This window comes from Kitasatospora sp. NPDC088783 (assembly GCF_044750705.1).
Lineage (GTDB): Bacteria > Actinomycetota > Actinomycetes > Streptomycetales > Streptomycetaceae > Kitasatospora > Kitasatospora fiedleri.
The window spans coordinates 873,318-884,517 of the sequence record NZ_JBIVKJ010000001.1; the positions used below are offsets into that span (position 1 = coordinate 873,318).

Sequence of the window (11,200 nt, forward strand, 5' to 3'; positions counted from 1 at the left end):
CCTCGGGCATATGCGCGAATGCGCTAGGGTGCGCCGCCGGTTGGGCCACCGCCGCCGGGGCCGACCGGTCCGCCGAGTGACGCGAACAGCGACGTGAACGCTGCCGCGGACGTGCTGCGGACGGCGATGAGGGCAGCGACCCGGACGGCGAAACGGGCGGTGAGACGGGCGGTGAGACGGGCGGCGGCGCGAACGCCGACGGCCGTACACCGCGGCGAGGTTGCCGGGGTACGGCCGTCGGGGGAGCGCCGGTCGGCGCACGGCTGTCAGCGCGTGGCGGTCGGCTCCTGGGCCGTCGCCCGGGACGCGTCCTCGGCGGGCTCCGGCCGGACGGGCAGTTCGCGCATCCGCGGGATGGGGGAGGCCAGCACCCACAGGGCGGAGCAGACCGCGCCGACGGCGGCGATCCACAGCGCGGGGCGCAGCCCCAGGGTGCTGCCGAGGAGGCCGCCGAGCAGCGAGCCGAGCGGGCGCACGCCGTAGTTGACGGCCTGGTAGGCGCCGAAGACGCGGGAGCGCAGGGCGTCGGGGATGCAGGCGGCGAAGATGGTGCCGGCCGAGATGTCGAGGATCATCACGCCGACGCCGGAGAGGAACTCGGCGCCGAACAGCAGGGCCGCGGCGGCGGCGACCGAGCCGCCCGCGAGCGGGATCAGCAGCAGCGGGGCGGGGAAGAGCACCAGGCCGAGCAGGAAGGCGGGGCCGATGCCGATCCGGGCGGCGAGCCGGCCGGTGAGGGCCGCGCCGAGCAGGGTGCCGACCGCGGCGGCGGCCATCACCGCGCCCAGCAGGCCGGCGCTGAAGCGCAGTTCGCGGGTGGCGTAGAGGACGAACAGGGCGCCGATGACGAAGGTGAACAGGTTGACGGTGGCGGTGCCGAGCAGCGAGGCCCGGATCACCGGGTCGCGCCGGATCCAGCGCAGGCCCTCCGCGGCGCCGCTGTGCCCCTTCTCGGCGGGCGGCGGTTCGACCGGGTCGATCTTCCGCAGGAACAGCGCGGAGACCAGGAAGGAGGCCGCGTCCACCACCAGCGCCAGCGGGGCGGCCAGGAGTTGGACCAGCAGGCCGCCGAGGCCGGGGCCGGCCACGTAGGTGGCGGCCCGGCTGCCGTTGATCAGCGCGTTGCCGCTGAGGTAGCGCTCGGCGGGCACCAGGGCGACGAACAGCGGCGGGTTGCAGACGTGGAAGAACACCGACAGCACGCCGACGGCGAGCACCACCGCGTACAGCTGGGTCAGGGTCAGCACCCCGGCCGCGTGGGCGATCGGGACGGTCAGCAGGGCGGCGGCCCGGCCCAGGTCGGTGGCGATCATCATCCGGCGGCGGCGCCCGTAGCGGTCGGCCCAGCCGCCCGCGTGCAGCGAGAACAGCAGGTAGGGGAGGTAGCCGGCGGCGCTCAGGTAGCCCATCTGGGCGGCGTCGGCGTGCAGGGTGGCGACCGCGATCAGCGGGATCACCAGCAGGGTGATCTGGTCGCCGAGCGAGGAGACGGTCTGGCCGGTCCAGTAGCGGCGGAAGGCCGGTTCGTGCAGCAGCTCGGGTATCCGGCGGCGGACGGCGGCGGCCGGGCGGGTGGCGAGGAGGGTCACGGTGCTTCCCCCTCCGGGGCGGGGTCGGTGGGGACGGCGAGCCGGATCAGCTGGACGGCCCGGGCGCCCGCGGGGGGCGGGCCGGGGCGGCCCAGCCGCTCCGCGTAGGGACGGATCAACTCCTCGACGCGGGCTTCGAGTTCGGTGAGTTCCGCGGCGGTGACCAGGACGGCGCTGTCGCCGAAGGAGGCGGCCTCGCGCCACTCGGGGCTGCTCTCGCCGCGGCGCAGCAGCCAGCTGGTGGCGCGGGCGAAGTAGCCGTCCAGCACGGCCCGTTGCAGCGCCTCGGTGGCGGCGGCCCGCTCCGGGTCGGCGGGGGCGGCGTCCCAGCTGGTGAAGGCGGCGGTCGCGCGCCAGGGCTTCTCCCGGCCGCGCCCGCCGCCCGCCTCCTCCACCAGGCCGTACTTGGCGAGCTGGCGCAGGTGGAAGGAGCAGCTCGCCACCGACTCGGTGCCGAGCAGCTCCGCGGCCCGGGTCGCGGTCAGCGGCCCGTGCAGGCGGAGCAGGCCCACCAGTGCCATCCGGGTGGGATGGGCGTAGGCGCGCAGGGCGCGCGGGTCGGTGAGCCGGATGGCCGGCGGCGGTTCGCTCATGTTCTAAAGCTAGCTTTGGAAAGAGTTCTTTACAAGCCGCCGACCACCGGGTTCAGTGGGTCCGGGTCCAGTAGACCACGGCCCGCTCAGGCCGCCGGACCGACCCTGACCGTGGTGAGCCGGCCGCCCTCGGCCTCCCGGACCACCTCGATCCGGGTGCCGGTGCTGTTCCGCCCCCCGATCGGGTAGGAGTCGCAGGACATCGGCGACCGGCGTGCCGTGGGCGGGGCGATCGGCTCCGGGGCGTCAGGCCGCGACGGAGACGTCCCGGTAGAGCACGGTGCGGAAGATTCCGGAGACCGTGGCCCCCGCCAGCAGCGCGCAGGCCAGGAGCAGGGCGGCGAGCACCCCGCCCGCGGCGGCGAGGCCCGCGCTGTTCGATTCCGCCCCGAGCATGAACGCCACGAACCCGACGATCACCGAGAGGACCAGGGGCACCGCGATCCACACCGAGCCGTACACCTGCCGGGAGAAGGTCTCGCGCAGCATCCGGGCCGACCGGCGGGTGCCCTCGGCGATTCCGAGGCCGTCGATCATCATGGCCGGCAGCGCCAGGTAGGTGGCGACGGCCCATCCGGTGCTGAACAGGCCGTCCATGAACCAGCCGATGACCGGAACCCGCTCCAGCTGCCGGACGAGCACCAGGACCGTCGTGTTGAGCAGGCTCCACGCCAGCAGCCGCCGCCAGTGCCGCAGGGCCCGCCGACAGTTCACGCCGACCCGGACGGGCTCCCCCCGCAGCACGTCATCGACCGCGCAGACCATCGCGGCGCCGCAGAGGGTGAACACGAACCCCGCCAGGAGGTAGCCGACGGCCACGGCGGCCACGGCGGCCACGGCGGAGGCGGACGGCGACGGGTCGGCCCAGCCCCGGAGCAGCGCCGGCACCGCCAGGACACCGACCACCAGCGCCGCAGCAGCACCGCCGAGCAGCGGGAACACCAGCAAGCGGCGGTTGTTCCGCACCATCCGGAAGGACGCGCGAACGGGCTGAACGGTACTCACGGAAGGGCCCCCACGGACGGTCGTGCCTCGTTGACGCGCCACAGGCTACGCGGGCCTGCGGACCGTCCGGCACGGAGGTGCCACCGCCCCGGGCCGGGACCGTTCGGCGCCCGCTCGCCCGCTCGGGTGGGCCGACGGGCGGGCGGGCGGACGGGAGGGTCAGCCGATGGTCCAGCGCTGGAGGGCGGAGCCGGTGTCGGTCTGCTGGGTGACGGCCGCGCCGTTGGCGGTGGAGGCGGTGGTCAGGGACAGGCCGCTGCTCCGGGAGGTGATCCGGTAGCCGCCGGTGGTGGGGGTGACCACCCAGCGCTGGTTGGCGCCGCCGGTGCAGGCCCACTGGATGATCTGCGCGCCGGCCGCGCCGGAGCCGCCGCTGACGTCCACGCACAGGTGGGAGAGGACGTTGGTGATCTGGTAGCTGCCGTCCGGCTGCCGGGTGAAGGTCCAGCTCTGGTTGCTGCCGCCGTTGGCGCCCCAGGTGATGAGCTGGGTGCCCTGGTCGAGGGAGTGGTCGGGGTCGTCCAGGGCCTTGCCGCCGGTGACCAGGGTGTGGGCGCCGCTGAGGACCGGGGCGACGGCCCAGCCGAAGGACACCGTGCCGGTGGCGGTGCCGGAGGAGGCGGTGACGGTGACGGTGGAGGCCCCGGCGGCCGTCGGGGTGCCGGAGACCAGGCCGGCGGGGCTGATGGTCAGCCCGGCGGGCAGGCCGGTGGCGGTGAAGGCGAGGGGCTTGCCGGCGCTGTCGTGGGCGGTGAGCTGGAGCGAGACGGCCGTGCCGAGGCTGCCGGACTGGTCGCCGGGGGAGGAGACCGAGACGCTCTCGGGCGCCGGGCCGGTCCGGGTGAGGGTGAGGGTCTGCTCGCCCGCGGTGCGGGTGCCGCCGACGGAGTTGCCGGTGGTGTTGGTCCAGCTGCGGGCGGGGGTGGTCTCGGCGGGGCGGCCGGCGTCCGCGGAGAGGCCGATCACCAGGCCGCTGTAGCGGTTGACCAGGCGGACGGTGCCGGTGGGGGTGTTGTCGGCGGCGGTGCCGGGGACGACCCACCACTGCTGGCCGACGGCGGGCCCGCCGGAGCCGGCGGCGGTGACGGTGGGCCGGGCGCCCCAGGCGCGGCCCGCGGTGGTGGTGGAGTCCACCCCGAGCAGCCCGCCGGTGGCGGCGTTGGCGATCCGGTAGGAGCCGTCGCCGTTGCCGGTGAAGGTCCAGGACTCCAGGGCGGAGCCGGTGGCGCTGCCCACGGAGGTGGTGGCGGAGCCGCCGGAGACCTGGGCGAGCACCCGCCCGGCCCCGCTGCCGATCCGGTACGACCCGGTCTCGTCGACCGGCCCGGGGGCGGTGGCGGAGGCGTCCAGGGTGACGTCGACGTACTCGCCGGAGGAGGTGCTGCCGTCCGGCTTCTTCGAACAGCCGAACGCGCAGTAGGAGCGGAAGCTCCGGCCGACGATCGCGCTGCCCGTCCGGCTCGCGCCGTCGAGGAACCAGCGGTACCAGGAGGCGGTGCGGTAGCTGCCGGTGTCGCCGAGCGGGAACCACTTCTGGGTGGAGAGGTCGGCGGTGGCGTAGAGCTGCTGGGGCGCCGATCCGCTCTGGTCGACGGCCTGGGGCTCGCCGACGTACAGCTTCAGGTGGGCGTCGTAGGTGATGTTCATGACGAACAACGGCGAGGTCGGGGGCATCTTGCCGGCCGCGATCTGCTGGGCCGCGGTGCCGGTGTTCGCCGGGTCGTACTCGCCGGAGACGGGGGTGTACCCGGTGGTGCTGCCGGAGCCGACCGGGACGACGTTGCTCTCCCGGCCGCCCGTGCCGGGCTGGGTCCAGGCGCCGTCGTACCACTTGCGCCAGGAGCCGGGCGCCATCTTGGCGGAGATCGGGGCGCGGGCCACGTGCTCGTAGAACGCCTTCCAGCCGCCGTTCTTGTCGACGATCCGCGAGCCGTAGAAGACGTAGAAGTACCCGGAGGCGGTGTCGACGTACAGCCGCTGGTCGCCGTCGCCGTAGGAGTACGTCTGGTTCGGGAACGCGGTGGTGTCGCCCCGGGTCGTGCTGTAGGGGGAGGTGATCACGTGGTCCGCGATGTTCCAGGTCCGGCCCTGGTCCTTGGAGACGGCGTAGTCGATCGCGTCGAAGTGCAGCCCGTCCCCGAAGGGTTGGGGCGTGAACTCGTTGTGCACCAGCCCGTACCAGTCGCCGGTGTCCGGGTCGACCCAGACCCCCGCCAGGTCGCAGTAGTTCTTCTGCGCGTAGCCGGAGCCGCTCGGCGCGGCGGTGGCCTCGCGGCCGGTGGGGCTGTTGTTGCAGCGCCAGGTGGTGTCGTCGTTCCGGTCGCTGCTGTTGGCCGGGTTGACGGCGCCGCTGATCGCGCCGGAGCGGGTCGCGGTGTCGAAGTCGGTGCCGGTGAAGAAGTCCCAGTACCTGGGGTCGTTCGCGCCGTAGAGGGCGGCGGACTGCTGGAAGTAGAAGGTGCCGTCCTTGTCGAGGTACGGGCTCGCCTGGGTGTCGGTCGGATGCGTGTACGGCACGGGCGATCCGACGCCGACGGTGTACGTGGCGGCGGGCGGGGCCGGTGCCGCCGAGGCCGGGGCCGTGGCGACCCCGGCGGACAGCGGCAGGACGGCGGCGGCGAACACGGCCGCGAGGGCTCTGCGGGGGGATGGCACGGATGCTCCTTCGGTGACGAGGTGCTTCGCGGTGGGGGCACCGGTCCCCGACCGGTGGGCGCGCGGTGCCCGCCGTCCAGAACCGCAGGGGGGGACGGCGGTGCGGGCGCGCGGATGTGCGGCGTGCCGGTGCGGGGGTGAGCCGGTACGGGGGGTGGGGCCGGTACGGAGTGGCCGGGACGTGCCGGAGCGGTCGGTGTGAGCGCCCGCGGGCCGCCGCGGGGCTCCAGGGGGCCGCCCCGCGGACGGCCGGGGAGACGCGCTGTTCGAAGTTGCGTTTTCCTGCGGGTCTTTGAGCAACTTCACGCACACCGTGGCAGTGCCCGGGAGTGAAGTCAAGAGCTGCCGCCGCCCGGGTCGCCGTCGGGGCGGTCGCTCGGGCCGCCGCCGGAGCGCCGCTCGGGCCGACGTTCAAGTCCCGGCCCGAGGTGCGGCGTTGGCTGCTCCCGGCCCGGCCCGGCCCGGCCCGGCCCGGCCCGGCCGGGCTAGGCGGTGCGGACCCCGTCCTCGACCGGCTCCGGCCGGACCGGGACGTCGGAGGGGTCCTGGAAGATCCCCTCCAGCGCCAGGTGCGCGCCGCCGCGGGCCGCGTTGGAGAGGCCGAGCGCGGAGGCGGAGACGACGACCTGCTGGGAGCCGGGCGAGATCCGCCGGCGGTCCAGGAACTCCTGGGCCGGGCCGACCAGGTAACGGTCGAAGACCGCGAAGTAGCCGCCCAGGACGATCCGGGGCGGGTTCAGCACGTCCACCAGGACGCTGAGCCCGAGGGCCAGGTCCTCGGCGACGGCGGCCAGCGCGGCGAGGGTGCGCGGTTCCCCGGCGTCGGCCCGGTCGAGCAGCGCGCCGAGCCGTTCGGCCAGGTCGACCGAGCGGTCGTGGACCGGGTCGTCCGGGTCGGCGGCGGCGTCCAGCAGGGCCTGGAGTCCGACGGCGACCTCCCAGCAGCCGGTGCGCCCGCAGCCGCAGGGCCGGTCGAGCCGGTCGAGCTTCATGTGGCCGATCTCGGAGCCGCGCAGCAGCCGGCCGTCGGAGATGCCGGCCCCGCCGGCGCCGATCCCGCCGGTGACGTAGACGAGTTCGCGGGTGTCGGGGCCGGGGGCGGCGAGGTACTCGGCGAGCGCGCCGGACTCGGCGTCGTTCTCCAGCAGGACGGGCGGTGCGTGCCGGCCCAGCCGGGCGCGCAGCTCGTGGACGGCCCGGACGTCGCGCCAGCCGAAGTTGGTGGCCACGGTGACCGTCCCGGTGGCGCTGTCGATCGAGCCCTGGGTGATCAGGGTGATCCCGATGGTGTGCATGCCGCGCTCGGCCACCGCGCTGAGGCAGTCCGCGACCAGGTCGGCGACCTCGCGCAGGGCGGCCTGCGGGGTGAGGGCGGGGACGTCGAGGGCGCGGCGGTCCTGGTGGACCACGGTGCCGCGCAGGTCGAGGGCGAGGACGGTGATGTGGTCGGGCCCGACCTCGGCGCCGACGCCGCAGATCCAGCGGCCGTCGAGCTCGACCATCCGGTGCGGGCGGCCGACCGCGCCGGCCCGGTCGAGTTCGCCCTCGCGGACCAGGCCGCGCTGGATCAGCTCGGCGACCAGGACGGAGACGGTGGCCTTGGGCAGGCCGCTCGCGGTGGCCAGGTGGGTGCGCGACTGGGCGCCGTTCTCCCGCAGCTGGCGCAGCATCACGCCCAGGTTGGTGCGGCGCAGTGAGGCCTTGTCGGCGACCTCGGGGTGGCCCGCCAGGACGGCGCTCGCGAGGCCGCCCGTGCCGGTGGTGCCGCGCTGCGTCTGTCGCACGTGCTCTCCTCGTTCCGAGACCTGGGGCAGGCCGGTGTCGACCTGCCCATATTAGTTGATGCACCACATGAAATAACCGCGGCCGTCGTCCGCCGCCGGGTGCCGATCCGGTCGCCATCCCGCCTCCGCGGCGCCCGCGACATGCGGTGGGACGGGTCAATTCACCCTGTCGTCAGGCATTTTGCCCGACCGGGTCGGCGGGTGCGGCCGTTCGTCGCGTTTGTGCAACGGCCCACCGCACCCCTTGACAGCCCCGCGCCTTAATTAACACACTAGCCGAATTAACGGCCCGGGGTGTTCAGCGGGCCCCCACCGCCGCGCCGGGGCCGAGTCCGCTCGCGGCAGGCAGCAGAACAGGACCTCCTCATGAAGAACCGCGCGCTCAGAACACTCACCCTCGCCGTGGCGCTCGCCTCCCTGGCCGGCACGGCCGCCTGCGGGTCGGACGGATCGGCGGGCCGCTCCGCCGGGCCGGTCACCATCGAGTTCTGGGGCTGGGCCCCCGGCTACGAGAAGTCCGTCGAGCTCTTCAACTCCACCCACCCGGACGTCAAGGTCGTCTACAGCAAGATCTCGCCCGGCTCCAAGGGCGGCTACACCAAGCTGCTCAGCGCCGTGAAGGCCGGCAACGCCCCCTGCGTGGCCATGGTCGGCTTCGAGACGCTGCCCACCTTCGCCGCCGCCGGCGCCCTCCAGGACGTCACCCCGGCCGCCGCGCCGTACGCGAAGGAGTACGCGTCCTGGGCGTTCGCGCAGTCCGGGGTGGCCGGACACACCTACGGCCTGCCGGTGGACACCGCCCCGATGGCGTTCATCTACCGCAAGGACCTGTTCGCCAAGTACGGCATCCAGCAGGCCCCGAAGACCTGGGCCGAGTACGCCGCCGACGCCGCGGCCGTCCACGCCGCCGACCCGAACGCCTACATCGGCTACTTCGGCAACGACGCCTACAACTTCGCCGGCCTCGCCTGGCAGGCCGGCGCCAAGTGGTTCGGCACCAGCGGCGACAAGTGGACCGTGAACCTGGACGACCCGGCGACGAAGAAGGTCGCCGCGTTCTGGCAGGACCTGATCGACCGGAAGCTGGTCAAGGTCGTGCCGAGCTTCGACACCGCCCTCTACCAGGGCATGGGCGAGGGCAGCATCCTCTCCGACGTCAACGCGGTCTGGGACACCCCGATCCTGGCCGACAGCGTCAAGCAGACCGCCGGCAACTGGGCCGTCGCCCCGATGCCGGTCTGGGACGCGGCCACCCCCGCTGCGGGCAACGCCGGCGGCACCCCCAACGCCGTCCTGAAGGGCTGCGAGAACCCCGCCCAGGCCGTCGAGTTCGCCCACTGGTTCGGCACCGACCCGGCCAGCGTCGGCAACCTGATCAAGGAGACCGGCATCTACCCCGCCGCCCTCTCCGGCCTGGACAACCCGGCGCTGGCCGAGCCCAACCCGTTCTACGGCGGCCAGCGGGTCTTCGACGTCTTCAAGGACGCCGCCACCCACGTCGACCCCGGCTTCCAGTGGGGCCCGGTGATGACCAAGACCTCCGGCGCGCTCGGCGACGGCCTCGGCAAGGCGGGCACCGGCACCACCACCCTGGACGCCGCGCTGGCCGACACCCAGGCCCAGACCCTGGCCGAGATGAAGACCCAGGGCATGGAAGTCGGCTGACCATGCACCCGTCCCCCACCGCCCCGGCCCCGGCGCCCCCGCGCGAGCGCACCGGGCCCACCCCGCCGGACGCCCCGCGGCCCCGCGCCGTCGACTGGCGCCGCTGGACGCCGCTGGGCTTCCTGCTCCCGTTCGGCACCCTGTTCGTCCTCACCTTCCTCGCGCCGATCTGCTACGCCGTCCACCAGAGCCTGTTCAAGCTGCACCGCTCCGGCCTCGGGCTCACGCCCCCGACCACCGCCTTCGCCGGCCTGGCCAACTACACCGAGGCGCTGGCGGACCGCGCGTTCACCTCCTCCGTCCTCCGGGTGCTGCTGATCGGCCTCGTCCAGGTGCCGCTGATGCTGGGCCTGGCGCTGCTGCTGGCCCTGCTGCTCGACGCCCGCCGCACCCCCGGCAAGCGCTTCTTCCGGCTCGCCTTCTTCCTGCCGTACGCGATCCCGGGCGTGATCGGCGGCCTGATGTGGTCCTTCCTCTACCAGCCGGACGTCAGCCCGGTCACCCGGGCGCTCTCCGACCTCGGCCTGCACGTCGACTTCACCTCCGCGGGCATGCTGCCCTGGTCGGTGGGCAACATGCTGACCTGGGGCTGGACCGGCTACAACACGATCGTCATCCACTCCGCGCTCAAGGCGCTCCCCGGCGAGTACGCCGAGGCCGCCGAACTCGACGGCTGCACCGGCTGGCGGCTCGCCTGGCACATCAAGATCCCGATGGTGCGGCCCGCCCTGGTGATGACCACGGTGTTCTCGATCATCGGCACCGCGCAGCTCTACAACGAGCCGGTCGTCATGCGGGCCGTCGCCCCCGCGCTGTCCGGCGACTGGACCCCGATCATGGCCGCGCAGAACGAGGTCGCGGCCAACAACTACCAGGCCGCCGCCGCCCGTTCGGTGCTCCTCGCGCTGGTGATCTTCGTCCTCTCGTTCGGGTTCATGCGGTTCGTCAACAAGCGCGGAGCGGCCCTGTGAAGGACACGTCGAGGGGCCCGGCCCGGGCCGTCCACCCCGCCGGGCGCCTGGGGACGCTCGCCGTCCTGGTGCTCGCGGCGCTCTACTCCCTGCTGCCCGTGTGGTGGCTGGTGGTCTCGGCCACCAAGGGCAGCGGCGACCTCTTCTCCAGCAACGGCTTCTGGTTCGCCGGGCGGATCGAGCTGGTGCGCAACGTCTCCGAGCTGCTCGGTGTCCAGCACGGCATCTACGGCCGCTGGCTGCTCAACAGCCTGCTCTACGCCGTCGGCGGCGCGGCCGTCGCCACCCTGCTGTCCGCGATGGCGGGCTACGCGCTGGCGAAGTACGCCTTCCGCGGCCGGGAGGCGGTCTTCAACACCGTCCTGGGCGCCGTCCTGCTGCCCGCCCCGCTGTTCGCCCTGCCGCTGTACCTGATGTTCTCCGCGACCCACCTGGTGAACACCTTCTGGGCGGTGTTCATCCCCAGCGTGGTCAGCCCGTTCGGGGTGTACCTGTCCCGGATCTACGCCGCCGCCGCGGTGCCCGACGAACTGCTGGAGGCCGGACGGATCGACGGCGCGGGAGAGTTCAGGATCTTCCGGTCCATCGCCCTGAAGGTCCTGCGGCCCTCGCTGGTCACCGTCGGCCTGTTCCAGTTCGTGACGATCTGGACGAACTACCTGCTGCCCTCGCTGATGCTCGCCGACGACCGCCTCCAGCCGGTCACCGTCGGCCTGGTCGCGTGGAAGGAGCAGCGCGGCCAGACCGTTCCCTACAACCTGATCATCACCGGCGCGCTGCTCTCGGTCGTCCCGATCGTGGTGATGTTCCTGCTGCTCCAGCGGCACTGGAAGGCCGGACTCACCTCCGGCAGCGTCAAGTAGCCGGCCCGTCGGCCGGCCCGCCCGCCCGCTTCGGCCGCCGGCCCCCTCACCGGGGCCGGCCCGCGGCCCGGCCCC

General features: G+C 73.8%; 8 protein-coding genes. 3 read left to right on the forward strand and 5 right to left on the reverse strand.

Features of this window, described 5'->3' with window-relative positions; genetic code table 11:
• Window positions 1-266 precede the first annotated feature (266 nt).
• The 5 genes from ACIP60_RS03860 to ACIP60_RS03880 form a co-directional block, all read right to left on the reverse strand.
• Window positions 267-1,589 (reverse strand): MFS transporter, encoded by a 1,323-nt coding sequence (locus ACIP60_RS03860; protein WP_400679662.1) that lies wholly within the window; start codon window positions 1,587-1,589, stop codon window positions 267-269.
• Window positions 1,586-2,182 (reverse strand): winged helix-turn-helix domain-containing protein, encoded by a 597-nt coding sequence (locus ACIP60_RS03865; protein WP_400679665.1) that lies wholly within the window; start codon window positions 2,180-2,182, stop codon window positions 1,586-1,588. Before ACIP60_RS03865 ends, ACIP60_RS03860 begins: the two co-directional genes overlap by 4 nt.
• A gap of 246 nt (window positions 2,183-2,428) precedes the next feature.
• A complete protein-coding gene (locus ACIP60_RS03870; RefSeq protein WP_400679933.1) occupies window positions 2,429-3,124 on the reverse strand; it encodes a DUF6159 family protein in 696 nt (231 codons plus the stop codon).
• A 222-nt stretch (window positions 3,125-3,346) separates the two neighbouring features.
• The gene (locus ACIP60_RS03875) at window positions 3,347-5,842 is read right to left on the reverse strand and encodes an RICIN domain-containing protein (protein WP_400679667.1); all 2,496 of its coding nucleotides are present in this window, start codon (window positions 5,840-5,842) and stop codon (window positions 3,347-3,349) included.
• A gap of 485 nt (window positions 5,843-6,327) precedes the next feature.
• The gene (locus tag ACIP60_RS03880) at window positions 6,328-7,626 is read right to left on the reverse strand and encodes an ROK family protein (protein WP_400679669.1); all 1,299 of its coding nucleotides are present in this window, start codon (window positions 7,624-7,626) and stop codon (window positions 6,328-6,330) included.
• Window positions 7,627-7,992: 366 nt separating this feature from the next.
• On the opposite strand from ACIP60_RS03880, the gene ACIP60_RS03885 reads away from it, so the two are divergent.
• The 3 genes from ACIP60_RS03885 to ACIP60_RS03895 are packed head-to-tail and all read left to right on the forward strand — an operon-like array spanning window position 7,993 to window position 11,125.
• Window positions 7,993-9,291, forward strand: coding sequence for an ABC transporter substrate-binding protein (locus ACIP60_RS03885; protein WP_400679671.1), 1,299 nt, complete (start codon window positions 7,993-7,995; stop codon window positions 9,289-9,291).
• A 2-nt stretch (window positions 9,292-9,293) separates the two neighbouring features.
• On the forward strand, window positions 9,294-10,262 hold the full coding sequence (locus tag ACIP60_RS03890; RefSeq protein ID WP_400679674.1) for a carbohydrate ABC transporter permease: 969 nt from the start codon (window positions 9,294-9,296) through the stop codon (window positions 10,260-10,262).
• Entirely contained in the window at window positions 10,259-11,125 is an 867-nt protein-coding gene (locus ACIP60_RS03895; protein WP_400679677.1) for a carbohydrate ABC transporter permease, read from the forward strand. The genes ACIP60_RS03890 and ACIP60_RS03895 overlap by 4 nt, the downstream gene beginning before the upstream one ends.
• The last annotated feature ends 75 nt before the right edge of the window (window positions 11,126-11,200 follow it).

What these genes read in the sequence shown, in the direction of transcription:
- ACIP60_RS03885 (WP_400679671.1), top strand. Translation starts at nt 7,993, where the DNA reads ATGAAGAACCGCGCGCTCAGAACACTCACCCTCGCCGTGGCGCTCGCC.
- ACIP60_RS03890 (WP_400679674.1), top strand. Translation starts at nt 9,294, where the DNA reads ATGCACCCGTCCCCCACCGCCCCGGCCCCGGCGCCCCCGCGCGAGCGC.
- ACIP60_RS03865 (WP_400679665.1), bottom strand. Translation starts at nt 2,182, where the DNA reads ATGAGCGAACCGCCGCCGGCCATCCGGCTCACCGACCCGCGCGCCCTG.